We start from the raw sequence: 24,526 nt of genomic DNA, 5'->3' as shown, positions 1-24,526 counted from the left end.
AGCACCCACCGAGGCTCAATCTTCGCGCGCCCTTTCCCGGAGGCGCCTCGATGGCTCGCAACAGTACCCACAAGCCGACCCCGCAGACGGCGACGCAGCCCACGGAACACTCCAACGACGCCAAGGCCTCACGCGGCCCCATTCCGCATGAGCAGATTGCCCGGCGCGCCTATGAAATCTATCTGGCGCGCGGCGGCAACCACGGGAGTCACGACCAGGACTGGCAACAGGCCGAACGTGAGCTGAAGCTCGGCCGTCAGTAGTCACACCGCCCTCAGTGTGGAGGCGGCGAGTGCAGCACGGGGCGCTCGGCTTCGAGCGCTCCACGCAGCCTCCGCTGCGCCACCTTCAGCTCGGCGAGGACTCGCTCCGCGTCCAACACCGAGCGCATCGCCAATCCGCACGCGGGCGTCAGCAACACCGTCGACACCGCCCGGGGGAACGTGAAGCCGCGAGGCAGCGCGGCCTTCAGCGAGGCCTCCACCGAGTCCGCCAGCTCCGTCACCTCGTACGTCGACGCCAGGTCCGTGGGGATGATGCCCAGGCTCAGCGTCGCGCCAGAGTTCAGGTAGCGCTCCAGCGCCTCGCCCTCCTCCAGCATCGCGTCGAGCGACAGCCTCACGTCCAGCGACAACAGGTCCGGCTGCACGTCCAGCAGCGCGGCCCAGTCCGTGTTGCCGCAGCAGTGCAGCCCCACCAGCGCGCCTTCACGCTGGAGCGCCACCACCAGCAACTTCAGCTCCTGGAGCGCCAGCAGGTGGCGCGGGTTGATGCGCTGAAAGGCATAGAGCCCCGGCTCGTCCAGGAAGAACAGCGGCGTGGTGCCCGCGCGCCGCAGCGCCTTCACCATCGCCAGCGAGCGCGCCAGCACCAGTCGGAAAATCACCTGGTCCAACCCCGGCACCTCCAGTGCGGACAGGCCCGAGTCCGTGCGAGCCACCGAGCGCACCGTGAACGGGCCCGCGAGCTGCGCCTTCGCGAACGCCAGCTTGCGATGCTCCACTTCCCATAGGAACGGGCGCCACGCGCGGCAGGCCTCGGGGGTGGGCTCGTACGCCTCCAGCGTCCCCGCTGCGAGGGCCGCGTCCAGCTTCGCTTCGAACTCGCCGCGCCCTTCCTCCCAGGCCTTCAGGTCCACGGTGCACAGGCCCTCCTCGTCGAAGCGCAGGCCCGGCAGGCCCTCGAGCGCCGCTGGAATCATCAGCTCCGAGGGCTTTCCCACGGGGAGCTGCGGGAGGAACGGGATGTCCATCGACAGGGCGACCTGGAGCCCCAGCTCCACCTGCGTATGGGGCAGGCTTCCAATGCCCGTCGTCGCACAGGCGGGCAGCAACTGGACGGCTCGGCGGATGTTCGGGGCGCTCATGGCCGGGGAGTCTACCCGCTCCCTCCGCCAGCGGGGCACCTCGGGCTCCCCCGGGCGCCGGGCCTTCTCCGAACGAGGCGACCTCATCCTCGCCGGAGGCCCCCAGGGGCGTCCGAAGGAGGAGGAAACCGACATGCTGCTTCCAATCTGGCGAACAGGTGCCCTGCTGGCGACCCTGGGCTGGGCAGCCCCCTCCCTCGCGAAGGAGGACTCGCCGCGCAAGCAGCAGCCGGCTCCGTTCTTCGGCGCCCCCGGCCTCACCGTCCGAGGCGGTGTCACGGCCTACACCGGCGACCTGGGTACGGAGACGGACGTGGGCACGTTCCTGGGGCTCCAGGCAGATGCGCAGCTCTTGCCCGCGGTGGGCCTGGAGTTGGGCTACGAGGGCTCCGCCAATGGCTTCGCGGACATCGACAACGCGACACTGTGGCGTCACAACGTGGGAGCGTTGGCCAAGATGGGGCCCACCGTGCGCGAGCGCTGGAAGCCCTTCCTGGGCGCGGGCGTGGGCGTCACCTACCTGGACGCGACGTCGGAGGCCAACGCGCGCCAGTTCGACGACACCTTCCTGGCCGAGGTGCCACTCACCGCCGGGATTGAGTACCGCTACAACGGGGTGACGGCCGGGGCGCGCGCCACCTATCGCGTGTTCGCGGGCGGCGGAGACTTCGCCCCTGGCGCCGAGGATGACGGAGACCTCTTCACAGCGGGGCTCAGCCTGGGCGGCCGGTTCTGACGAGCCAGGCCGCTCGGCCTCACGGCACCTCCGCTCACATCACGAAAAGAACGATGCCCGGGACGGAACCGCACTCCCTCCCGGGCCGCTCGCGCCTCTCACGTCACGGAGAAGTACGACGCCTGCGGATGGTGGAAGACGATGGCGGACACGGACGCCTCCGGCTCCATCATGCAACCGTCGGTGAGCTGCACGCCGATGTCCTCCGGGCGCAGCGCGACGAAGAGCTTGGACTGGTCCTCCAGTCGAGGACACGCGGGATAGCCGAACGAGTAGCGCTTGCCCGCGTACTCCGCGCGGAAGCGCTCCAGCATCGTCATGTCCGGCTTGTCCGGCGTGCCCCACATGCTGCGTAACTGCGTGTGCAGCAGCTCCGCGTAGCCCTCCGCCGTCTCCAGCGCGAGCGCCTGCACCGCGTGCATCTTCAAGAACTCGCCCTTGGCCTTGAGGCCCTCGGCCAGCTCACGGATGCCCGAGCCCGCGGTCACCACGAACATCCCCACGTTGTCCGTGGGCACGCCGCGCTCCAGCGGACGCAGGTAGTCGGCCAGGCACAGGCCGCCCTCTCGGTCCTGCCGGGGGAACTCGAAGCTCGCCGCTTCCTTGCCGGTGCTCCCATCGAAGAGCACCACCCGGTTGCCGTCGCTGCCCGCCTTGAAGAACTGGAACACCGCGCGCGCCTGCATCAGCCCGCCGCGCAGCATGCCCTTGAGCTCCTCCACCGCCTCCTTCAGCGCCAGCGCCTTGCGCCCCTCCTCCGTCTTCGCCAGCTCCGCCTCCGCCGGAGTGCCCAGTGCACGCGACGACGAGCGCAGGCCCAGGTGCCGGCCGTACAACATGACGGGGTTGATGAACTTCCAGATGTGGTCCAGCGGCGTGTTCGTCAGCACGTGCCGCTCCCAGTCCGGCGCGGAGGGCACCGTGTCCAGGATGCGAATCTCCGCGCTGCGCGCACGCGACGTCGGAGCCTCCACGCGAGGACGCTCCTTCACCTCTTGCGCCAGCTTCACGCGGCGCTCGCTCAGCTCACCGCGCAGCTTCGCGTGCGAGGACGGGTCGACAATCTGCTTCGCCAGGTCCAGGCCGCTCATCGCGTCCTGCGCATAGGCCACCGTGCCGCCGCCGTATGCCGGAGCGATGTTGCGGTCCACGAAGTTGCGGCTGAGCGCCGCGCCGCCCACCAGAATCGGCACGTCCACGCCCGCGCGCCTCAAGTCCTCCGCAGTGGCCACCATCTGGTGCGCGCTCTTCACCAGGAGTCCCGACAGGCCGACGATGTCCGGCTTGTGCTCACGCACCGCCTTCACCAACTGCTCGGGCGGCACCTTGATGCCCAGGTTCACCACGTGGAAGCCGTTGTTGGCGAGGATGATCTCCACCAGGTTCTTCCCGATGTCGTGGACGTCACCCTTCACCGTGGCCAGGACAATCTTGCCGCGCATCGCCGCCTGGGCGGAGCTCATGTGCGGCTCCAGGAAGCCCACCGCCGCCTTCATCGACTCGGCGCTCTGGAGCACCTCCGCGACAATCAGCTCGTTGGCGGCGAAGAGCCGGCCCACCTCGTCCATGCCCTTCATCAACGGCCCGTTGATGATTTCCAGCGGCGCGTACTTCGCCATCGCCGCTTCCAGGTCCGCGAAGAGCCCGTCGCGCGAGCCCTCGATGATGTAGCGCTGGAGCCGCTCCTCCAGCGGCAGCGTGCTCACCTGCGCCTTGGGGGGCTTGCGCTCGCGGAAGTGCGCGGCGAACGGCGTCACCGGGTCCGTGCCCCGGTTGTAGAGCAGGTCCTCCGCGAGCTTCCGCTCCTCCTCGGGCAGGGACGCGTACCGCTCCAGCTTCTCCGAGTTGACCAGCGCCATGTCCAGGCCCGCCTGGACGCAGTGGTACAGGAAGACGGAGTTGAGCACCTCGCGGCCCGCCGTCGGCAGACCGAAGGACACGTTGGAGATGCCCAGCACGGAGCGGCACTGCGGGAAGCGCTGCTTGATGAGCCGCACGCCCTCCACCGTCTCCACGCCGCTGCCCGTGTACTGAGCGTCGCCAGAGGCGCACGGGAAGACGAGCGGGTCGAAGTACAGGTCCTCCGCCTTCATGCCGTACTTCTTCGTCAAGAGCTCGAACGAGCGCTCCGCGACCTCCAGCTTTCGCTGGCGCGTCACGGCCATGCCAATCTCGTCGATGCAGCCCACCACCAGCGCCGCGCCGAAGCGTCGCGCCAGCGGCACCACCTTCTCGAAGCGCTCCTCTCCGTCTTCCAGGTTGACGGAGTTGATGATGGCCTTGCCCTGGCTGTACGTCAGGGCCATCTCGATGACGCGCTCGTCGGTGGAGTCAATCATCAAGGGCACGCGCACCTTCTTGATGACCACCTCCAGGAACTCGCGCATGTCGTCCAGCTCTTCCCGGTCCGGATTCGCCAGGCAGATGTCGATGACCTGCGCGCCTCGCTTCACCTGCGCGCGGGCAATCTCCGAGGCGTCCTCTATCTGCCCCGCGACGATGAGCTCCTTGAACTTCTTGCTGCCGATGACGTTGGTGCGCTCGCCGACAATGACCGGGCGCAATTCGTCCGTCACCTCCAGGTAGTCCACGCCGGACAGCGTGGAGCGAGGCTTGGGCAGGGACGAGCGCGGCTTCAGACCCTTCACCGCCTGGGACAGCGCGCGGATGTGGCCCTCCTGCGTGCCGCAACAACCGCCCACCACGTTGAGCCAGCCCTGCTCACAGAAGCGCGTGAGCGAGCGCGCGAGCATCTCCGGCGTCTCCAGGTAGTTGCCGTTCTCGTCCGGCAGGCCCGCGTTGGGCACGCACGACACCGGGAACGAGCTCAGCGCCGCCAGCGAGCGCAGGTGGTCCGTCATGAAGTCCGGACCCGTGGCGCAGTTGAGCCCCAGATACAGCAACTCCACGTGCTCCAGCGACGCGGCCAGGCTCTCCACGCTCTGTCCCGCGAGCATCGTCCCCATGGGTTCGATGGTGCCAGACACCGCCACCGGCAACGAGTAGCCCAGCTTGCGGAACGCGCGGTCGATGCCCAGCAGCGCCGCCTTGATGTTGCGCGTGTCCTGCGCCGTCTCCACCAGGAGGTAGTCGGAGCCGCCGAGCGCGAGGCCCTCGGCCTGCACCGCGAAGTTCTCTATCAGCTCCTCGAAGGTGATGCCTCCGGTGACGCTGATGGCCTTGGTGGTGGGCCCCACCGAGCCCGCCACCCAGCGGATCCGCCCGTCCTTCGCCTCGGCCTCGGCGGCGGCTTCACGCGCCAGTCGCGCGGAGGCCTCGTTGATTTCGAGCGCCTTGTGCCCCAGGCCGAACTCGTTGAGGACAATCGGCGTGCCGCCGAAGCTGTCCGTCTCCGTCACGTCCGCGCCCGCCGCGAAGTAGCGCGCGTGGATGTCCCGGATGATGTCCGGCCGGGTGAGGACCAGGTTCTCGTTGCAGCCCTCGAACTCGGCGCCGCCGAAGTCCGCGGCCTTGAGGTCCAGCTGCTGCAGCAGCGTGCCCATGGCGCCGTCCAGCACCAGCACGCGCTCACGCATCGCGGTGCGCAGGGCCTCCACGCGGCGACCGTTCTCTCCAGAAGGGGGCGGAAGGGCAGTGGGACTCGTCATGATGGCTTCACTCCAGTCAGCAGAAAGACTCGAAAGGGGCTGGCACCGTCGCGGGCATGCGCCTCGCGGGTGAGCGACGCGAAGCCCCGCTCACGCAGCGCCGTCTCCAACTGCGCCGGCTCGAAGCCCAGGTGGCGGTGGCCCAGCCGCTCCACCACCCAGCGCTCCTCGTGCGGCATCAACTCCAACAACACCAACCGGCCACCCGGCCTGAGCAGCCGCGCCGCCTCCGCCAACACGCTGGCGGGGTCCTCCACGTGGTGGAGGCTCTGCGAAATCACCACGAGGTCCATCCGCCCCGACGCAAGCGACAGCCGCTGCAGGTCCTCGCACAGGAAGGTGACGTTGGTGGCCTGCTCACGCCCGGCCCGCGCGCGCGCCTGCTCCAACGCCTCCGCGTTCTGGTCGATGGCCCACACGTGCCGCGCCCAGCGGGCAATGGCCACGCTCAACACCCCTGTGCCACAGCCGAAGTCCGCCACGTCCAGGGGCGGCAAGAGCGACGCCAGCGCGCCCGCCCACAGGAACCAGGACTGGCCCGGCTCCAGGAGCCGCTCGTTGAGCGCCTGCCGGTCCTCGCGCGCACGAAGCAGGTCCATCAGCCGCGCCGAATCACCCGCCGCGTCCTCGGCCTCTCGCGCCAGCCGGATGAGGGGCCAACGGGTGTCATCCCCCTCCAGCGCCAGCGAGTAGTAGCTGAAGCCCGCCTGCCGCTCCTCGCGGATGAGCCCCAGCCCCTTGAGCTTCCCCAGGTGGTGCGACACCGACGACTGCGCCACACCCACCAGCGACACCAGCTCCGTCACGTTCAGCGGCGCCTCCGACACCAGCCGGAGGATGCGCAGCCGCGTCGGGTCTCCGAGGGCCCGGAAGGATTGGGAGAGGGCTTCCATATCGCCGCATCAACATATGTCGATGCCCCGCTGGTGGCCAGCGGACTTTCGACGCACCGCGTGCTTCATGGCGGACAGTGGTAGATGTGGGACATGGCTTCTCCCTCCCTGCACCAGCTCCTCCAAGGCAAGCGGTTCGGATTGGTCCTCTCCGCGGGCTACTTCGGCTTCTACGGGCACGCCGGCTTCCTCAAGGGGCTGGCGAGCTCGGGGCTCAAGCCGCATGCGTACGCGGGGACGAGCGCGGGCGGCATGGTGGCGGCCTACGCGGCGGCGGGCATGCCGGTGCACGCGATTGAGGAGCTGGTGCTGCGCCAGACGCGGGCCAACTTCTGGGACCCGGACCCGATTGGCGCGGTGATGAACGCGGACGCCAGCGGCCACGGCCTCACGGGCCTGCTCAAGGGCGCGCGCTTCCGCAGGCTGCTCGAGGACACGCTGGGCGCGAGGACGTTCGAGGACCTGCCGCACCCGCTGCTCCTCGTCGGCGCGAACCTGACGCTGGGCAACCACGAGGTGTTCACCACGGGCGAGCTGGCCCCGCGCGTCCACGCCACCTGTGCGTACCCGGGCCTGTTCCGCGCGGTGCCGCTGGAGGGCAACCTGTACTGGGACGGCGGGCTCGTCGACAAGGCGCCCGCGCTGTCGCTGCACGACAGCAGCGTGGGGAAGGACTTGGACGCCATCCTCGTGCACTTCCTGCCGAGCAAGACGCGCAAGGTGGTGGGTGGGCCCATGGCGTACGCGCAGGGGCTCGCGGCGGGCTCGGCCGCGCTGCGAAGGGACCACTTCCGCCTCCAGCTCACCGTGCTGGAGGGCCGGCAGATTCCCGTCTACGTCGTCGTCTCCAACCTGCCCCCGGTGACGCCCACCACCATGGAGCGCGGCTTCGACGCCCTGGACCAGGCGCGCCTGTCCGCCGCCGTCTCCCTGGCCCGGCCGCCGGTGCCATTCGCCCAGGCGCAGTGGTGAGCCGCCCCTCGCGGGCGCGCTCGGCCTTCAGCGCCCGCCGTAGCGCCGGTGGTCCACCATCAGGCAGCGGTCCTGCACCACCTGGATGCCCGCTCGCGCCAGCTTCTCCGCCGCCGCGTCGTTGCGGATGCCGGTCTGGAACCACACCGCCTTCGGCTTCTTGGCGATGAGGTCCTCCACGTGCGCGTCGATGTCCTGCGGCCGTCGGAAGACGTCCACCAGGTCCACCTCGCCCGGCACGTCCGCCACCCTGCGGAACACCGGCTTGCCGAGGATGTGCGTCACGTCCGGGTAGTAGACGGGCACGGGCACCACCTCCACGCCCGCGCTCGCCAGATAGTCCGGCACGTAGAAGGCGGGCTGCCCCGACTGCTGCTCCGTCTTGATGCCCAGCACCGCCACCCGCCGAGCGCTCTTCACCACGCGCTCCACGCCCGCTTCGTCCCTGATGAGGTTCTCTTCCCAGCTCATCGCGCCTCCTCTTGAAGCCCCTGTGCTCGCGATTCCATCGTCACCGTCCACGCCGCCCCGTCCACCCGCGCCTTCACCGTGAGCTCGCGGCTCACCGGCACGAAGCGGCCGTACGCCACCACCTGCTCACCCTGGCACGTCACGCCCGGCGTCAGCTCCGGCCGCCCCGCCGCCACCCACGCATCCGACAAATCATCCGGCGCATCCTCCGGCACCGTGTCCAGGCACCGAAGGCTCAGCACCACCGCGTCACCGTACTCCGTGTCCCGAGTCCCCTGCACGGTGCGCTCCAGCACATACGCCACCTGAGTGTCGCCTGCCGGCAGCCAGTCCACCGCCCAGGTGCGTTGCCCCTCCGACAGATGGCGCTGGAACAGGCCGCCGAACTTCGCCTCCCACTCGCGCCGCGTGCGGTTCTCCAGCGCCTCCGCGCCGAAGAAGCGCAACAGCGGCATCGCGTCCACGCCCGCAGGCACCGACTGTCGCACCGCCTCCGCCGCGGCCTCGGGAGCCACCAGCTTCACGAAGGTGCCATCCGCCGCCAGTCGCAACCGCAGCGCGAAGCGCAGGAGCACGTCGTCCACCCAGCCCTCCACCTCCACCCCAGCGCGCGACTGCTTCGCGTGCGTCACCGACTGCGTGAGCAGCCAGCCGCCCTCGTTGGGGGTGAAGCGGGACTCGGTGGTCAAATCCGCCTCCTCGCGCACCACGCCGCCGGCCTTCTCGACGACGCGGACGCCGCGCTGGGACTCAGTGAGGACCCGGTCGACCGGGGGTTGGAACGTCACGCGCACCCGGGGCGTCACCGTGGGCACGGGCACCCGCAGCGGGGACGGCTTCCGACAAGCGGACGTCAGCGACAGCACGAGACAGCTCAGCAGGAGTCCTGGACGCATGCGCCCGCGAACGCTGGCAGAAACGGCCAGCGCCCGCGAGCGCTTCCTCGATTCCAAGGTCCGTCCCTCAGGGGTGACGCGTGCTGCCGTCGGGCGCGTTCTCCATCAAGTCCCGCCCGATGTTGCGCCTGTCCCGCCGCACGCCGTCATCATCGGGGAGCCCGCCCTGGGAGAAGCGCCGCGCCGCCTCCGCCAGGTCTCGCATCACCGCCTCGCGCGACGCGTACTCGCTGCTCGGCAGGCACTTGAGGACGTTGATGATGTCGACGGTGGCCCCGCCATCCTCGGCGGACTCCACGAGCTCCTCCCGCGTCGACGGGTAGTCCACCGAGTCGATGTGAGGGGTGATGGAGAGCCCGGGGTCTTCCGCGGTTCCGAATGCCATCTGCGGCTGCCTTTCTGCCCGGCCCGCGAGGCCCGGGCGTGCGTCACTGGGTACGAGGAATCTGGGGACGGCGCTCGCACCGGACCACCCGGCCGTCCCCCTCCCCTCCCCTGGCCGACCAGGGGGCCAGCCGCCCCGGCACCTCCCGAGGTAGAGTCCTGTCCGCCGCCCCTGTCGCCCGGAGCCCCGCCCATGTCCGCCGCCCCCTTGCTGCTCGCCTGGCTCGTGTTCGCCAGCACGCCGGCCACGCCGGCCGCCGCCCCCAAGAGCGTCTATGCCCTCGACGACGACGCCTTCGTCGCCCAGGCCCAGGCTGACTTGGAGCAGCTCGAGCGGTACACCCGCGGCCTGCGCCGCCTCCAGGACGAGGTGAAGCAGTCGCGCGCGCTCTACCTCCAGAAGCAGAGCGTGCCGTACTCGCCGGACCAGAAGCAGCAGTTGCTCACCACGTGGGCGACCTTCTTCGACTACTTCGTCTCCACGGAGGTCATCCGCCAGCGCTACTGGGACTTCGTGAAGGTGCCCTCGCTCACCCAGCCCAAGAAGCACGCGTGGGGCTTCCTGCTCACCCACGGCGCGCTCACCACGGAGCTGGCCCACGGCCTCACCTACGCGGAGCTCACCGGAGGCCGCAAGCAGTTGGAGGTCCTCCTGGACGAGCCCTCCGCCGAGTACGGCGTGCCCCCGCGCGCCTTCGCCCGCTTCAAGGACAAGGTCATCCACGTGGCCACCACCACCCAGCTCTACACGGGAGACACGTACAAGGAGCAGCTCCGCCCGCTGCTGGTGAAGGCCGGCGCGCTGGACGCCCCTCGCGTGCCCTGGGTGATGCAGGAGATGAAGCTCAACAGCGAGGTGGCCAAGGGACTGCTCGTCAAGCGCGGCCCCACGATGTTCGCCAAGGCCGCCGTCGACGTCACCCAGGACTCCACCCAGCGCGCCTTCTTCCCCGTGCAGCGCGCGGTGGCCGAGTGGATGGGTGACACCCGCGTGCACCGCACCGGCCAGCCGCTCATCTCCCGCGAGCAGGTGCTGGGCGTGCTCAAGCGGATGGAGCCCGGTGACATCATGGTGGCGCGACAGAACTGGTACCTCTCCAACATCGGCCTGCCGGGCTTCTGGCCGCACGCGGAGCTCTTCGTGGGCACCCCGCAGGAGCTGGCCGCATACTTCGACGAGGACGCGGACGTGAAGGCCTGGGTCGCCACGCTCCCGGGCAAGCCCGCTTCGTTCAGCGCGCACCTGGCCCAGGCGTTCCCCGCCAAGTGGGCTGAGTACTCCGGCAAGGACGCCCACGGCGACCCCATCCGCATCATCGAGTCCATCAGCGAGGGCGTCAGCTTCACCGGCCTGGAGCACGGCATGCGCGTGGACTACCTGGGCATCATGCGCCCCCGGCTGCCCCGCGTGGACAAGGCGCGCGCCATCCTCCGCGCCTTCACGTACCAGGGCCGCCCCTACGACTTCGACTTCGACTTCTTCTCCGACCAGACGCTGGTGTGCACGGAGCTGGTGTGGAAGTCCTACGCGCCCTCGAAGGAGACGCGTGGCCTCGCCGTGCCGCTGGTGGACGTCGTCGGCCGGCGCACGCTGCCCGCCAACGAGTTGGTGCGCCTCTTCGACACCGAGCACGGGAAAGACAACCGCCAGCTCGACTTCGTCGCCTTCCTGGACGGCCGGGAGGGCGAGGGGCTCGCGAAAGAGGCGGACGAGGCCGCTTTCCGTTACAGCTACCGCCGAGCCAAGTGGGACATCGCCCAGGAGTAGGCACGCACATGACGGAAGAAGTGGCCCAGGACATGCTGGAGCTGTCCGCCCAGCTCTTCGAGCGGATGATTTCGCAGCAACAGGCCAAGGTGCTGCGCCTGGCCCGCGAGGCCGTGCCCAACCTCACCCCCGAGGAGCTCCGCAATCCCCACGACTTCCCCGAACTCAAGGAACACCCGACTTTCGAGTACGAGGATGGAATCCTGGCGGGGTTGATTTCGGCCCAGATGGGGCTGCGCGCGGAAATCAAGGGGAGGCTGCCCTATGCACCGCCCACCTTCTGACGCTCGCCCGCCTGCCTTTGCCGTCCAGCCCGGTGTGGGTTAGTGGTTGCCGCCGTGAGCATCCCCACAGGATTCAGCCCGCCGCTGGCCCGGGAACGGTTGGTGTCGGCGCTGGCCGCGGAGCCACCGCGTCTGGACCTGGCCGCGCTGGCCATCGCGACGTTGGACAGGCCGGAGCTGGACGCGCCCGCGTGTCTGCATGTGCTGGACGTCCTGGCGTGTCGGGTCCAGGTGGAGACGGAGCGGATGACGGACAAGGGCGAGGCGCTCGCGCCCCTTCGAGCGCTGCGCCATGTGCTGTCGGACATCGAGGGCTTTCGCGGCAACGAGGACGACTACCACTCGCCGGAGAACAGCTTCCTGGACCAGGTGCTGGAGCGGAAGCTGGGCCTGCCGATAACGCTGTCCGTCGTCTATCTGGAGGTCGCGCGTCGGGCGGGCATCCCCCTGTACGGAGTGCCGTTTCCCGGACACTTCCTCGTCGCGCACGACGCGGGGGACCACAAGCTGTTGATGGACCCGTTCCACCAGGGCGACATCCTCACCGAGCACGGCTGCGAGGAGCTGCTCAAGCGCGTGGCCCCGCAGCTCAAGTTCGACCGGGCCATGCTGGCGCCGGCGCCGGTGGAGCTGATTGCCTATCGCATGTTGTCCAACCTGCGGCGGGTGTACCTGGGCCGCGAGGACCGTGAGCGCGGGCTGGCGGTGGTGGACCTGCTCCTGCTCTTGGCGCCGGACCATCCGGGAGAGCTGCGCACGCGCGCGGCGCTCTTGGCCAACCTGGGGGCTTACCGCGCGGCGCTGCGCGACGTGGAGCGGTGCCTGGAGCTGTCTCCGGAGGCGCCGGACCGCGACCGCCTGGAGCTGACGGCCCGCGAGTTGCGTGAGCGCGCCTCGCTGCTCAACTGAAAAACCCTCGTGGCCCTCGCTCGTGTCGGGGGCCCGGAGCGTCATCCATGTCCCAGACGGTGAAGCCCTGGCGGCGACTGCGCCTTGGGTTGGAGCACGACTATCAGGTGATGAAGGTCCGCGAGGACAAGTGGGCGGACCCGAGGACGGAGCAGGAGCATCCGCGCGTGCGGGTCATCTGCGCGGACTGGGTCAACGTCATCGCGGTGACGCCGGAGGACTCGTTGGTGCTGGTGCGGCAGTTCCGCTTCGGCATCGGCGCGGACACGCTGGAGCTCGCGGGAGGGCTCGTCGAGGAGGGCGAGGACCCGGCCGCCGCGGCGGCGCGCGAGTTGGAGGAGGAGACGGGCTACGTGGCGGGCCGCGTGGAGCCGCTGGGCTGGATGCATCCCAATCCCGCGCTGCAGGACAACCGCTGCTTCATCTTCCTGGCGCGGGACTGCGTGAGGGCCCATGCGGGCCGGCAGGACGAGTCCGAGGACATCGCGGTGGAGCTGCATCCGCGCGCGGACGTGCCCCGGCTCATCCTGGAGGGCCACATCACCCACTCGCTCGTGGTGGGGGCCCTCTTCCTGGAGAAGCTGCGCGAGGACGCGGCCGGGAAGCGCTAGCCGGCACTCATCTGCGCTGGCAGCCGCAGCCGCACGCGTCGAAGAAGGGCGTCTCGTCCGGAGCGCAGACGAACATGATTTGACGGCAGCCCTTCGCGTCCCTGGAGATGGAGCGGCGGCTCGAGTCCTCTGGGGAGCAGCGTGCGCGCGCGTCCTGCGCGACGAGCGTGGGCGACTCCGCCCCATCACCGTCTCCGGAGGCGGGGCTGCAGCCCGTGCTGACCATGACGGCGAGGAACCCCAGGGTGGAGTGAGTCATCCTGACGTTGAGCACCCTTGGACCTCCCCTACGGCCCCGCGCGATTGCTGGGCGCACGTGGCGAGCGCTCAATCTGGACGACCGCTCCGACAAGCGGGAGCCCTGGAGGGCACGAGTTCAGGGAGAGCAGTGCTCGGGAGCACACTGACCACGTCCTGAAGCGGACACCGGGCAGCCCGCACGTGCCGCGCCTCGATGCGCGGGCATGGCGGCGGGCGGAGGCATGGCGCTCGACATCGCGGTGCGAAGCGCCTCCCCTGCGAGCCTTCCGAGGCACGGTGCGGGGAGGACGCGGGCTCCTGGCATGGGCCTCTCCCCTCCCGTTCTTGTGCGCTTGCGAAAGCGCCCTCGCTCAACCCTTCGCGCGCTCGAGAGAACGTCCTCGCTCAACCCTTCGCGCGCTCGAGAGAACGTCCTCGCTCAACCCTTCGCGCGCTCGAGAGAACGTCCTCGCTCAACCCTTCGCGCGCTCGAGAGAGCGTCCGTGCTCAACCCTTCGCGCGTTTGCGTGGACGTGGCTTGGCTGCGGCAGTCCCCTGCTTCGCCGACTCCCGCTCCCACGTCCCCGAGCGGCCTCCGGACTTGTGCTCGAGCTGCACTGCCTCCAGCACCATGCCTCGGTCCGCGCTCTTGCACATGTCATAGACGGTGAGCGCCGCCGCGCATGCGGACGTCAGCGCCTCCATCTCCACGCCCGTGCGGTCCACCGTCCGTACCGTCACGCGGACGGACAGTCCCTCCTTCACGGGCTCGAGTGTCACCTCGACTCCAGACAGGGCGATGGGATGGCACAGTGGGATGAAATCCGGGGTGCGCTTGGCGGCCATGATGCCCGCGAGCCTCGCCGCGGCGAGCACGTCCCCCTTCTCCACCTTCCCCGCGAGGATGCGCTCCCGGGTGGCGGGCAGCATGCGCAACAGCGCGGTGGCCACCGCCACGCGCTCCGTCTTCGGCTTCGCGCCGACATCCACCATCTTCACCGCGCCACCCCCTGCGCCACGGCCTGGAGCAGGTCCTCCACCACGTCGTCCGGGTCCTCCAGGCCCACGGACACGCGGATGAGGCTCTCGCGAATCCCCGCCGCCTCGCGCTCCTCGGGCGTCAGCCGGCGCGCGCTGGCGCTGGCCGCGTGCATCACCAGCGTGCACACGTCACCGAGCGACGGACCCGGACGCCCCACCTTCAGCGCCTCCAAAAAGCGCATGGCCTCGGGACGACCCGCGCCCTTGATTTCGAAGGACACCATGGGGCCGCCGTCCTTGAGCACCTCGCGAGCCACCGCGTGGTCCGGATGCGAGGGCAGCCCCGGGTAGATGACCCGCTCCAGCAGGGGCGACTCCGCGAGCCGTCGCGCCACGTGCGCCGCGTGCTCGGAGTGGGCCTTCATCCGCACCGGCAACGTGCGCAGGCCGCGCAGGGTGAGCCATGCCTCGAAGGGCCCCAGCACGTCGCCCGCAAGGATTCGAGCGGCGCGCAGCACGTCGATGCGCGAGCGAGCGCCGCTCACCGTCCCGCCCAAGGCGTCACTGTGCCCGTTGAGCCACTTGCTGGTGGACTGCACCGCGTAGTCCGCGCCCAGCTCCAGCACGCGCTGTCCCATGGGCGAAGGGAATGTCGCGTCCACCGCGAAGGCCGCGCCCACGTCCCGGCACGCCTTCGCCAGCCCGCGCAGGTCCGCCACGCGCAGCAGCGGATTGCTGATGCTCTCCGCCAGCACCAGTCGCGGCTTCAGCTCGCGGATGCGCGCCTCCGTCCCCGCGTCCGTCAGCTTCAGCGCGTGCAGCTCGACACCCAGCGCCGCGCACAGCTTCTTGTAGAGCGCGCGCGTGACGCCGTAGCCATCCGCCGGCATCACCAGCGTGTCGCCGAGCCGGAAGTCCTGGGCTTCGAAGAGCGAGCGCAGCGCGGCCATTCCGCTGGCGTAGGCCACACACGATTCAGCGCCCTCCAGCGCCGCCACCGCCTCCTCGAGCAACGTGGTGTTGGGAGCGCTGATGCGGGCGTAGGCGTAGTCCTTGCCGTCCAGCGCGCCGTCCAAATCGTCGCTGCTGTCGAACCAGCTCACCGCCGATACGGAGATGGGGGGCGAGACGGGCACCGCCTTGCTGCCCGTCAGCCGCGTCCCCGCGTGCACCGCCAGCGTCTTCTGCTTCGTGCTCATGAGAGTCCTGTTCCGTCCCTGCTCGGCGCCCGGGGCCCGGCTCGAAAAAAGAGGCCGGCCCGCCATGGAAGACGGGCCGGCCTGGAGCATGCGTCACGCGGTGGCGGGTGGGCTACTCGCCCTCTTCAATCAGCCAGCGCTCCGCGTCGATGGCCGCCATGCAGCCGGTGCCGGCGGCGGTGATGGCCTGACGGTAGTAGCTGTCCTGCACGTCACCACAAGCGAACACGCCGGGGATGTTGGTCCGGGTGCTGCCCGGCACCGTCTTGAGGTAGCCGCCCTGGTGCGTCTCCAGGATGCCCTGGAACAGCTCCGTGTTCGGCGTGTGGCCGATGGCCACGAACAGGCCGGTGGCGTTGAGCAGCTGGCTGTCCCCCGTCTTCAGATTGCGCACCACCGCGCCCGTCATTCCCTTCGCGTTGCCGGTGACCTCCTCCACCGCCGAGTTCCACAGGAAGGAAATCTTCGGGTTGTTGAGCGCGCGGTCCTGCATCACCTTCGACGCGCGCAGCGAGTCGCGACGGTGGATGAGGGTGACGTGCTTGACGATTTTCGCCAGGTACGTGGCCTCCTCCATCGCCGTGTCACCACCGCCCACGACGAGAACCTCCTGGTTCTTGAAGAACGCGCCGTCACAGGTGGCACACGCGGAGACGCCCCGGTTCTTGTAGGTGTCCTCACCCTTGACGCTCAGCCACTTGGCCGTGGCGCCGGTGGAGACGATGACGGTCTCCGACAGGACACGGCCAATGCTCTCCCCTTCGATGACGAAGGGGCGCTTGCTGAAGTCCACCTTCACCACGTTCTCCATGTGGATGACCGTGCCGAAGCGCTCCGCCTGCTTCTGGAAACGGTCCATCAGCTCAGGGCCGGTGATGGCCTCCGGAAACCCCGGGTAGTTCTCCACGTCCGTGGTCACCATGAGCTGCCCGCCCGGTACGCGCTGGGGGTGCTCCAGCGTGGGCCCGCCGGCGAACACCACCGGCTCCAGGTTGGCGCGCGCGGCATAGATGGCCGCAGTGTAACCCGCAGGCCCCGAGCCGATGATGGTCACCTTGTTGATTTTCTCCTCCGCCACGGGTGGCTCCTCCCTCTATTCCGTTGAGGCCGCGAAGGTACCAGAGGCCCTCGGGCGCGTGATACGAAGCTGGCCTCATGGATGCCGAGCTCCTCAAGAAGGTTGCGCTGTTCGAGGGTTTGACCCAGGGCCAGCTCGCCAAGGTGGCGCAACTCGGTCAGACCAGGGACTACCCGGCGGGCGCCTTCCTCTTCCGCGAGGGGGAGGCCAGCCAGGAGATGTTCGTCGTCTCCCGGGGCAAGGTCCGCATCTCCAAGTCGGTGCCGGGCATAGGCGAGGAGGCGCTCGCCATCCTGGAAGCCGGCCAGTACTTCGGCGAGATGGCGATTATCGAGGACTCCCCTCGCTCGGCGGATGCCATTGCCCACATCTCCTGCTCGGTGTGGGTCATCGAGAGGTCCAAGCTGGACCAGCTCATGTTCACCGACAAGGACCTGGCGTACGTGCTCCTCTGGACGCTCGTCCGGACGCTGAGCGAACGGCTCCGCGAGACGAACGACAAGATCAAATCGTTCTTCGCCATCTCCCGCTTCTGACCCCCAGCCCGCACCGCCCGCCTCTCACCCGTCGAGAGGGGCCGTGGTGTACCGGTGTCCGTCCGCCAGCCGGGCCGCTTTCGAGCACGCCGGGATGGGTAGGCACACCGCGCCCCAGGTAGCGACAACGGGCACACGCCTTGCTCAAGCACCGTCCCGGGGAAGGTGGGCGGGATGGAGTGGAGCATGGGCGGGGCGTGGGTGGGGAGCGGTGAAGCGGTGGGCGAGGAGTCGGTGGGGGTGCACGCGTCCGGGAGCATGGAGCAGTCCCGGGAGCGGCTCTTCCGGTTGGGGGCGCAGGCTCTCACCGACTCGGAGCTCCTGTGCGTCACGTGGGGTCTGGCGGCGAGTTCTCGAGGTGGGCTGGAGGCGGCTGGGACGCTCTTGAGGCGCTGCGGTGGGCTCAAGGCGCTGCTGCAGGCGGAGCCGGTGGAGCTGAAGGGAATGCCGGGCCTGGGTCCCCGGCGAGCGGCGCAGGTGCTCGCGGCGCTGGAGCTGGGCCGTCGCGCCCAGCGCTCTCCAGAGCGGCGTCCCAAGCTGCGCACGCCCCGGGAGATTCACGCGTACCTCACGCCCGTCATGGGGGCGCTGCGGCGGGAGGTGTTCCACGTGCTGTGCTTCAACGCGCGCAACGTGCTGGTGCATGACGCGCGGGTGGCGGAGGGCACGCTGAACACGTGCCCGGTGGACCCCCGAGAGGTGTTCGCCGCGGCGCTCGTATCGCGCGCGACGGCCATCGTCCTGGCACACAACCACCCCTCGGGAGACCCGGAGCCCAGCGTCCAGGACGTGGGGCTGACGCGGCACCTCGTGGCCGGGGCGAAGCTGCTCAACCTCAAGGTGCTGGACCACCTGGTGGTGGGAGATGGGGCGTTCGTGTCGATGCTGGAGCGGGGGCTGATGCCGGACGGGGAGTGGGAGCGGAAACGGGAATGGAACGTGGCGGGAGGAGGTGGGTGATGGCGGGGTGCCTGGTGGGGATGGTGCAGGTGGAGCTGTTGGAGGACACGCGGGCGCAGGTGGTGCGGCTGGAGACCGGGCGGGCCTGCACGGTGGAGCGCTCGGAGCTGCCCGTGGACGCTCGAGAGGGCGACGTGGTGGTGGATGGACGCAGGGAGCCGGACGCCACCGCGCTGCGAGTGCTGGAGGTGGCGCTGAGGAGGGCCCGCCTGGCCGTCCCCGTGCCGCCGGGGCTGGAGCTGTGAAGAAGGGCGGAGCCCCGTTTCCGTTGACGGCCGGTCCAGGATGGTGAACATGCGAGCGATGCCGTTGGCCCTGCCCTACTTCGAGGAAGCTCAGCAGGGACTGGTGCGCCACTTCGGATTGACCCAGTTCCGTCCCGGGCAGGCGGAGGTCATCTCCACCGTGCTGAGCGGGCGCAACACCGTGGTGGTGATGCCCACGGGCGCGGGCAAGAGCCTCTGCTACCAACTGCCGGCCACGCTGCTGCCGGGGCTGACGTTGGTGGTGTCGCCGCTCATCGCGTTGATGAAGGACCAGGTGGAGCAGCTCACCGCGCGCGGCATCAGCGCCACTTTCATCAACTCGTCGCTGTCGGACCTGGAGCGGGCGGAGCGGATGCGCCGGCTGCGCGCGGGCGAGTACAAGCTCCTGTACGTGGCGCCCGAGCGCTTCCGGAGCGCGAGCTTCGTCCAGACGCTCCTGGACGTGGGCGTGGACCTGCTCGCCGTGGACGAGGCGCACTGCATCTCCCAGTGGGGCCACGACTTCCGGCCGGAGTACGCGCAGTTGGGCCAGGTGCGCAAGAAGCTGCGCCCCCCTCGCACGGTGGCGCTCACCGCGACGGCCACGCCGGAGGTGCGCGCGGACATCGTCCGGGTGCTGCTGATGAAGGAGCCCCGCGAGTTCGCCATGGGGTTCGACCGGCCCAACCTCTTCCTGGGCAAGCAGGAGGTGGGCGGAGATACGGATCGTCACGAGGCCTGCGCGCGGCTGGCGGCGCTGGGCGGCAGCGGCATCATCTACTGCTCCACGCGACGCGCGGCGGACGGCATCTTCGCGGAGTTGCACGGCCGAGGCCTGAAGGCGGTGCTGTACCACGCGGGCATGGATGACGACGCGCGGAGGCGGGCGCAGGACACCTTCATGTCCACGAAGGACGCGGTGGCGGTGGCCACCAATGCGTTCGGCATGGGCATCGACAAGTCGGACATCCGCTTCGTCGCGCACGCCAACATCCCGCGGGCGGTGGAGGCGTACTACCAGGAGATTGGCCGAGCGGGCCGGGATGGCGGCGACGCGCGCGCGGTGCTGCTGTTCAACCACTCGGACGTGTACACGCAGGAGCGGCTCATCCAGGGCAACCACCCCTCGGAGGCGGTGCTCGCGGACACGTGGGGCGTGCTCCAGTCCGTGGAGGAATTCGAGCGAGGCGTGCACGTGCTGGCGGGCATGGTGAACGCCAGCGAGTTCGAGGTCTCCGCGGCGCTGCGCATCTTCGAGCGCGCCGGGAAGCTGGAGCGCGGCGGACGGGGTGAGGGCGAGCACGGGCTGACGCTGACGGAGAAGGCGCCGGCCGCGCACCCGCATGCGGCGGACGCACAGCGCCTCTTGAAGTCGCTGTTGGAGACGTTTCCCCTGGGCCGGCAGGTCACCACGGAGCTGACCATCCTCGCGCGGCGCGTGGGCCTGTCGGTGGACGATGCGCGACACGCGCTGGGCCTCTTGGAGAAGTCGGGCGTGGTGAATGTGCGCCGGCCCTTCTCCGGTCGCTCCATCCGGGCGCTGGCGCGGCTTCCCTTCCGCGAGCTGGGCATGGACCTGAGCCACGTCCGGGAGCAGGAGCGGCAGAACCTCCAGCTCCTGCGGCGGATGACGGACTACGCGTACGCGGACCGGGAGCAGCGCTGCCGGCGGGGCGTCGTCCTCCACTACTTCGGCCAGCAGGACGTGGAGACCTCCTGCGGCAACTGCGACGTGTGCGCACCCGCGAAGATGCCGGCGCTCCTCTCGTCGGGTGGACCGTCCGCTTCCCGGGCCCGCACGGCGGCCTCGTCACAGCCGGTGATGAACTACAGCGAGCTGGCCTCCACGGAGCTGCGGCGCTGGCGCAAGGAGCTGTCGAAGGACCTGGGCGTCGCGCCGTTCATCATCTTCAACGACGCCACGCTGCTCGGGCTGGCGGCGGCGCTCCCCATCGACCGGGAAACCTTCCTCACGGTGAAGGGCACGGGCGAGAGCCGCTGGGAGCGATTCGGCCCCAAGGTGGTGGAAATCTGTCTGATGGCGCGCGCCGCGGGACATGAGCCCCAGGCGGCCCCCATGGCGGCGCCGCGCAAGCCTCGCGTCCGGCGCTCGCTGGGCATCAACTGACGCAGGCTCCGAGGCGCCCGCTTCTCCCGACGTCAGGCCGACGAGGCTAGGAGCCCCCGCCTCGGCGCATCCCGCGGGCGATGAGGTAGCGCAGGCCGCCCATGACGGTGCCCACCACGAGGGCGAGCAGGAAGATGACCACGACCGTGGTGAAGCCGAAGATGAGGCGCACCCCGTACTCGGGGATGCGGCCGTTGAAGAAGGCCGTGCGCAAGGGCTCCATGGCGCCGACCAGCTCCAACGCGCGCGCCGGCAACGAGTCCAGCGACAGCGACAGGCGCTGGAGGAACTTCGAGGGGAACAGGCGCAGAGCGCCCTCCACCACGATGCCCACCAGGAGGTAGAGCGCCGAGAGCAGGAAGGCGTTGCCCCACATGATGCGCAGCAGCGGGGACTCGGGCCCAGGGCCAGAGGGAGGTTGGCGCACGCTAACGAGCCGCTTTCTTCTTGAGGGACGGCAGCGCCTTCTTTACGCGCCCCGCCTCCTCGCTGCCACCCGCCAGCCGGAGAAAAGCCTCGTAGGACTCCACCGCCCGAGGCAGCTCCGCCGACTCGCGCACCAGCACGTCCGCCAGCGCCAGGTACGCGGGCCCGTCCGTGGGCTCCAGCTCCACTGCCTTCAAGAGCGACGCCTTCGCCACGGCCTCCTGCCGCTGCTTCAGGGCCACCAGCCCCAACGCCAGGTGAGAACGGCCCTGATACGGCGCCAGCCGCACCGCCTCTTCCGCCGCCGCCCGGGCTTCTTTCAGCACGCCTGCGCCCAACAGCACGCGGGCCATGGCGGCCTGGGCGAACGCCTTGTCCCAGACAGTCGGAGCACGCGAGGCCAGGTCCTCCAGCGTCCGAGCCGCCCCTCGGCCTCCACTGGGGAGCTGCACGTAGAGTTCGCCCACCCGGCCACAGGTGGCATCTGAGCCCTCACGCCGGGCCGCCGCGAAGGCCGCGTCCGCGTTGTCCACGTTGCCCTGACGCAAGAAGGCGTGGGCAATCTCGCAGAAGGTGTCGGGGTCCTTCGGGTCCAGCTTGTTGGCGCGCTCCAGCGCGGAGAAGCCTCCCTTGGCATCGCCCGAGGCGAACAAGATGGCTGCGCGCAGCCGGTGCGCCTCCGCGTCGTCGGGCGAAAGCTTCGCCGAGCGACCCGCCGCCCCTTCCGCCTCCTTGCGACGTCCGGCATGGAAGAGGGCCAGCGCGAAGCCCTTGTGCGCGGCGGCGCTGCCCGGGTTGTCGAGCTGCCACGTCTCGAACTGCTTGAGGGCCTCGGGCGTGCGGCCCATGGCCAGCAGCGTGCGGCCCAGCGCGTCGCGCGACTCGCCGTGCGCGCCGTTGCGCTCCACCGCCTGCGTCAGGGGCTTGAGGGCCATGTCCGGCAAGCCGCGCGACAGGAGCAGCCGTCCCAGGGAGCACGAGGCCTCGTAGTCGCGAGGGTCCTTCTGCGCCTCCTCGAACTGGGCCTGAGCCTTGTCGAAGGCGCGCTCGCGCCAGTACACCTGCCCCAGCGCCAGTCGCATGTCGTTGCGCGGGCGCTTGGACGCGGCCAGCGCCTTCTCGAGCAGCTCGCGGGCCTGCGCCGCGTTGCCCTCGGCGGCATCCGCCAGGGCCAGCAACGACACTGCTTCCGGAGGATAGCGCTCGTTCACCCGCGTGCGAGCCAGCTCCGCGCGGGCGCGCTTCCAGTCCCCGAGCCGCGCGTACGCCGCGCCGCGCACCAGCGACACCTTGCGGCCACTGTCGGCCTCCAGGCGCGTCAGCACGTCGCGCTCGCGGTCCCTGTCCAACAGCGTGCGACCCAGTCCTTCACGGGCTTCGTCGCTCTTGGGCTGCGCCTTCAGGGCCGCCTCGTACGCGGACTGCGCCGCGTCCAGCTTCCCCGCGGCGCGACTGGCGGCCCCCAGCGCGAGCTGGAAGTCGAAGGCCAGCGACCCCTGCGCACCCTTGCCCAACAGCGCGCGGGCCTCGTCGTGCTTGCCCACGGCGGACAGCAGCCGCCCGTGCACCAACTGCTGGCGCGACTTGAGGGCCGCTGGCAGCTCCTTGTCGTCCGCCAGCGGCGCCACGTCCGCGAGCGAGGCGTCCAACTCCTGCTCCAGCGCGAGCCGGGCCTCCGCCTGGCCGATGCGGGCCACCGGGTGCTTGGGGGATTTGGTGCGCGCCTTCTCGAACATCTCGATGGCGTGCGGGAAGTCCTCCGACGCCAGGTAGTAGCCCCCCAACGCAACGAGGGCGCGCACGTTGGAGGGTGACGTCCGCAGCGCGCGGTCGAACCGCTCCAGCGCCTTCTTTTCGTCCTTCGCCGCCAGCAGCAGGCTCGCGGCGAGCGCCTGGGCCTCGGTGCTCTCGTCCGTCGAAGCCAGCAGCGCGCGGCGCGCGGGCTCCCGTCCCCGGTCATCGGCCACGAGGACGTTCGTGGTGAGCACCAGTCCCGGCGCGGCCTCCTTCACGCCCGGCTTCTCCAATGCCTCCAGCGCCTTGGTGCGGTCCTCCGGCGACATGCCGTGGTCCGCGAAGAGGAGCGCGTGCGTCCAGGCCGTGAGGGCCCAGGCGCGGCTGCTCGCCTCGTCCATCTCCAGCGCGCGATGGAGCTGCTGCAGCGCCCCATCCAGCGAGGTGCGCGTGTCCTGGGTGATGAGGTCCTCGGCCCGGGCCAGCGCCTCGTTCAGCGTCTGGCCACCGGTGGCCGCGCGAATCCGGAGGAAGCCCACGACGATGGTGATGAGCACCATCGCCAGCGCCGTCACGCCCGCGACCTTCACCCCGTTGCGCTTGAGGAACGACGTCTTCGCGGCCTCGCGCGCCAGCTTCTGCCGGAGCTCCTTCTCGTAGGCGGCGGTGAGCGCTTCCGTGTCCTGCTTGGGCTGCCCCGCCTTCGACTTCGCGCCGCTCCCGGCGGACTCGGAGGCCTCCGGAAGGTCGTCGAGCAACGAGCGCTTGGAGCCCGAGCCCCGCGTCGCGGGCTGTTGCGCGCGAGCGGCCACGGGATTCTGCGCGGTCGGCTCCGGCGGAGGCAGGTCGCCCAGGAGCCCCGGCGAAGCGGCGGGAATCACCGGCTTCGCGGTGGTGAACTCACTGGAGCGCAGCAGCACTTCCTCGTCGGACTCGGACGAAGCGGCGGGAATCACCGGCTTCGCGGTGGTGAATTCGCTGGAGCGCAGCAGCACTTCCTCGTCGGACTCGGACGAAGCAGCCCCCGACTCCCCGTCCTCGGAGGAAACCCCAGAGGCTTCGGCCCCCTCCGACGCCTCGGGAGCAAGCTCGCGTCCCTCCCCTGCTCCACGCTCCGTGTCCGAGGGCCGGGGAGCGTCGTCGTCATCCGACAACGACAGGTCCAGGCTCGGAAGCTCGGACCCCAGCGACGGCTGCAGCACCGGCAGGGGCCGGTCAATCAACCCCAGCGAATCGGACTTCGTGGACGCGGCCGCATGCTCACCGGAGCGCGTTCGAGCACTCGCGGGCTCCGTGCCCGACGCAGACTCGTCCGACGTCCCGGCGTCCGACTCCGAACCACGCGCGCCTTCCAGAGAAGACACCTCCCCCTCGGCGCTCGCGCGCCCCCCGGACGCGGCGGCGCTCGCCAGGTCCGCGGCGGCGCGGGCTCCCGCGTTGCGCGAGGCACCAGGGCCAGAAGCCGTCGCGGCCTTCGCGGTATCGCCGAGCGCGGCGGCACGGAGCCTCGCGGCGGCCATCGGAGATGAGGCCACGGGTGCGGGCTCGGCGTCGTCGCCCTCGGCCTTCGCCTCACCGTCGGTCTCTCCTTCCGACGACGGCGCGGTCTTCTCCAGCCCCATCAGGTCCGCGAAGACGGGAGCCGGTCCACCGGCCAGTGCCTGCTGGGCCTGCTCCAGCCACAGCTTCACGCGACCGTCATTGGGTTGCAGCGCCACCGCCTTGCGCAGGAGCGGCAGCGCCGAGCGATACAGCCCGCGCTGCAACAACACCTCGCCAATCAGGTTGTAGGCGTAGGGGTTGTCCTTCTCGATGGCGATGGCGCGGTCGAACTGCTCCATCGCCTCCGCGGGACGGCCCAGGTGGATGAGCGCCTTGCCCCAGAGCACGCGTCCCACCGTGGAGGACGGATGGTGGGAGATGCCCTGTTCACACACCTCGATGGCGCGTGCCGCGTCCCCCTTTTCCAGCAGGGCCTTGGCCAGTTCGACGAAGACGGAAGATGTGGGGTCCTGCCGGAGGAGCTGCTCGTAACGCTCCACCATCGACTTGGCCATGTGGGCTTGCGACTCCGGTGCTCGGGCGGGGAGCCGGACCATAC

At 70.0% G+C, this 24,526-nt stretch carries 23 protein-coding genes; 11 read left to right on the top strand and 12 right to left on the bottom strand.

The annotated features are described in order from the left end of the window. The first annotated feature begins 50 nt into the window (after window positions 1-50). Window positions 51-263 carry a DUF2934 domain-containing protein gene (locus G4D83_RS22195; protein WP_163866791.1) on the top strand — a complete coding sequence of 71 codons (213 nt, stop codon included), beginning with the start codon at window positions 51-53 and terminating at the stop codon, window positions 261-263. An 11-nt stretch (window positions 264-274) separates the two neighbouring features. On the opposite strand, the gene G4D83_RS22190 is transcribed toward G4D83_RS22195, so the two are convergent. Further along, window positions 275-1,366 carry a uroporphyrinogen decarboxylase/cobalamine-independent methonine synthase family protein gene (locus G4D83_RS22190; protein WP_163866790.1) on the bottom strand — a complete coding sequence of 364 codons (1,092 nt, stop codon included), beginning with the start codon at window positions 1,364-1,366 and terminating at the stop codon, window positions 275-277. Window positions 1,367-1,499: 133 nt separating this feature from the next. Here G4D83_RS22190 and G4D83_RS22185 point away from each other — a divergent pair, with 133 nt between their 5' ends. After that, window positions 1,500-2,102: an outer membrane beta-barrel protein gene (locus tag G4D83_RS22185; protein WP_163866789.1), complete on the top strand. Its 603-nt coding sequence runs from the start codon at window positions 1,500-1,502 to the stop codon at window positions 2,100-2,102. Between the two features lie 98 nt (window positions 2,103-2,200). Here the strand turns inward: G4D83_RS22185 and metH are convergent, their stop codons facing one another. Both metH and G4D83_RS22175 read right to left on the bottom strand, forming a co-directional pair. Beyond that, window positions 2,201-5,710, bottom strand: a complete 3,510-nt coding sequence (gene metH / locus G4D83_RS22180; RefSeq protein ID WP_163866788.1) for a methionine synthase — start codon at window positions 5,708-5,710, stop codon at window positions 2,201-2,203. Then, the gene (locus G4D83_RS22175) at window positions 5,707-6,603 is read right to left on the bottom strand and encodes an ArsR/SmtB family transcription factor (RefSeq protein WP_163866787.1); all 897 of its coding nucleotides are present in this window, start codon (window positions 6,601-6,603) and stop codon (window positions 5,707-5,709) included. The genes metH and G4D83_RS22175 overlap by 4 nt, the downstream gene beginning before the upstream one ends. An 84-nt stretch (window positions 6,604-6,687) precedes the next feature. Between G4D83_RS22175 and G4D83_RS22170 the strand changes: the two genes are divergently transcribed. Next, window positions 6,688-7,575: a patatin-like phospholipase family protein gene (locus G4D83_RS22170; RefSeq protein WP_420826649.1), complete on the top strand. Its 888-nt coding sequence runs from the start codon at window positions 6,688-6,690 to the stop codon at window positions 7,573-7,575. Window positions 7,576-7,602: 27 nt separating this feature from the next. Here the strand turns inward: G4D83_RS22170 and G4D83_RS22165 are convergent, their stop codons facing one another. The 3 genes from G4D83_RS22165 to G4D83_RS22155 form a co-directional block, all read right to left on the bottom strand. Then, complete coding sequence (locus tag G4D83_RS22165; protein WP_163866785.1) at window positions 7,603-8,046, bottom strand: CoA-binding protein; 444 nt, start codon at window positions 8,044-8,046, stop codon at window positions 7,603-7,605. Further along, window positions 8,043-8,942: a hypothetical protein gene (locus G4D83_RS22160; protein WP_163866784.1), complete on the bottom strand. Its 900-nt coding sequence runs from the start codon at window positions 8,940-8,942 to the stop codon at window positions 8,043-8,045. The genes G4D83_RS22165 and G4D83_RS22160 overlap by 4 nt, the downstream gene beginning before the upstream one ends. Before the next feature lie 67 nt (window positions 8,943-9,009). Then, window positions 9,010-9,327 (bottom strand): DUF2795 domain-containing protein, encoded by a 318-nt coding sequence (locus G4D83_RS22155; RefSeq protein WP_163866783.1) that lies wholly within the window; start codon window positions 9,325-9,327, stop codon window positions 9,010-9,012. Window positions 9,328-9,519: 192 nt separating this feature from the next. Between G4D83_RS22155 and G4D83_RS22150 the strand changes: the two genes are divergently transcribed. The 4 genes from G4D83_RS22150 to G4D83_RS22135 all read left to right on the top strand — a co-directional run bounded on the left by G4D83_RS22150 (window position 9,520) and on the right by G4D83_RS22135 (window position 12,898). After that, window positions 9,520-11,094, top strand: coding sequence for a YiiX/YebB-like N1pC/P60 family cysteine hydrolase (locus G4D83_RS22150; RefSeq protein ID WP_163866782.1), 1,575 nt, complete (start codon window positions 9,520-9,522; stop codon window positions 11,092-11,094). An 8-nt stretch (window positions 11,095-11,102) separates the two neighbouring features. Next, complete coding sequence (locus tag G4D83_RS22145) at window positions 11,103-11,378, top strand: hypothetical protein (protein WP_141649139.1); 276 nt, start codon at window positions 11,103-11,105, stop codon at window positions 11,376-11,378. Window positions 11,379-11,462: 84 nt separating this feature from the next. Further along, the gene (locus tag G4D83_RS22140) at window positions 11,463-12,287 is read left to right on the top strand and encodes a SirB1 family protein (protein WP_163866883.1); all 825 of its coding nucleotides are present in this window, start codon (window positions 11,463-11,465) and stop codon (window positions 12,285-12,287) included. 47 nt (window positions 12,288-12,334) lie between these two features. Beyond that, window positions 12,335-12,898, top strand: a complete 564-nt coding sequence (locus tag G4D83_RS22135; protein ID WP_163866781.1) for an NUDIX hydrolase — start codon at window positions 12,335-12,337, stop codon at window positions 12,896-12,898. 7 nt (window positions 12,899-12,905) lie between these two features. Here the strand turns inward: G4D83_RS22135 and G4D83_RS22130 are convergent, their stop codons facing one another. The 4 genes from G4D83_RS22130 to trxB all read right to left on the bottom strand — a co-directional run bounded on the left by G4D83_RS22130 (window position 12,906) and on the right by trxB (window position 16,396). Continuing rightward, window positions 12,906-13,157 (bottom strand): hypothetical protein, encoded by a 252-nt coding sequence (locus G4D83_RS22130; protein WP_163866780.1) that lies wholly within the window; start codon window positions 13,155-13,157, stop codon window positions 12,906-12,908. A gap of 488 nt (window positions 13,158-13,645) precedes the next feature. Continuing rightward, window positions 13,646-14,137 carry a cyclic pyranopterin monophosphate synthase MoaC gene (moaC, locus tag G4D83_RS22125; protein ID WP_163866779.1) on the bottom strand — a complete coding sequence of 164 codons (492 nt, stop codon included), beginning with the start codon at window positions 14,135-14,137 and terminating at the stop codon, window positions 13,646-13,648. Continuing rightward, entirely contained in the window at window positions 14,134-15,318 is a 1,185-nt protein-coding gene (locus G4D83_RS22120; RefSeq protein WP_163866778.1) for a trans-sulfuration enzyme family protein, read from the bottom strand. Before G4D83_RS22120 ends, moaC begins: the two co-directional genes overlap by 4 nt. A 112-nt stretch (window positions 15,319-15,430) precedes the next feature. Beyond that, entirely contained in the window at window positions 15,431-16,396 is a 966-nt protein-coding gene (gene trxB / locus G4D83_RS22115; RefSeq protein WP_163866777.1) for a thioredoxin-disulfide reductase, read from the bottom strand. Window positions 16,397-16,473: 77 nt separating this feature from the next. Between trxB and G4D83_RS22110 the strand changes: the two genes are divergently transcribed. The 4 genes from G4D83_RS22110 (at window position 16,474) to G4D83_RS22095 (ending at window position 20,265) form a co-directional block, all read left to right on the top strand. Beyond that, the gene (locus G4D83_RS22110; protein ID WP_163866776.1) at window positions 16,474-16,932 is read left to right on the top strand and encodes a cyclic nucleotide-binding domain-containing protein; all 459 of its coding nucleotides are present in this window, start codon (window positions 16,474-16,476) and stop codon (window positions 16,930-16,932) included. A 186-nt stretch (window positions 16,933-17,118) separates the two neighbouring features. After that, the gene (gene radC / locus G4D83_RS22105) at window positions 17,119-17,892 is read left to right on the top strand and encodes a RadC family protein (RefSeq protein WP_420826648.1); all 774 of its coding nucleotides are present in this window, start codon (window positions 17,119-17,121) and stop codon (window positions 17,890-17,892) included. Then, window positions 17,892-18,137 carry a DUF3006 domain-containing protein gene (locus G4D83_RS22100; RefSeq protein ID WP_163866774.1) on the top strand — a complete coding sequence of 82 codons (246 nt, stop codon included), beginning with the start codon at window positions 17,892-17,894 and terminating at the stop codon, window positions 18,135-18,137. Before radC ends, G4D83_RS22100 begins: the two co-directional genes overlap by 1 nt. A gap of 40 nt (window positions 18,138-18,177) precedes the next feature. Further along, entirely contained in the window at window positions 18,178-20,265 is a 2,088-nt protein-coding gene (locus tag G4D83_RS22095; RefSeq protein WP_163866773.1) for a RecQ family ATP-dependent DNA helicase, read from the top strand. Window positions 20,266-20,311: 46 nt separating this feature from the next. Here G4D83_RS22095 and G4D83_RS22090 read toward each other — a convergent pair whose 3' ends face one another. Together G4D83_RS22090 and G4D83_RS22085 are read right to left on the bottom strand one after the other, a co-directional pair. After that, entirely contained in the window at window positions 20,312-20,641 is a 330-nt protein-coding gene (locus tag G4D83_RS22090; RefSeq protein ID WP_163866882.1) for a hypothetical protein, read from the bottom strand. A gap of 52 nt (window positions 20,642-20,693) precedes the next feature. After that, window positions 20,694-24,482, bottom strand: a complete 3,789-nt coding sequence (locus tag G4D83_RS22085) for a tetratricopeptide repeat protein (RefSeq protein WP_163866772.1) — start codon at window positions 24,480-24,482, stop codon at window positions 20,694-20,696. Window positions 24,483-24,526: the final 44 nt, after the last annotated feature.

The sequence above is a fragment of the Myxococcus eversor genome, assembly GCF_010894455.1.
Taxonomy (GTDB): Bacteria; Myxococcota; Myxococcia; order Myxococcales; family Myxococcaceae; genus Myxococcus; species Myxococcus eversor.
The sequence above is the reverse complement of the archived record's forward strand: the minus strand, read 5'-3'. Positions and strand labels throughout refer to the sequence as shown.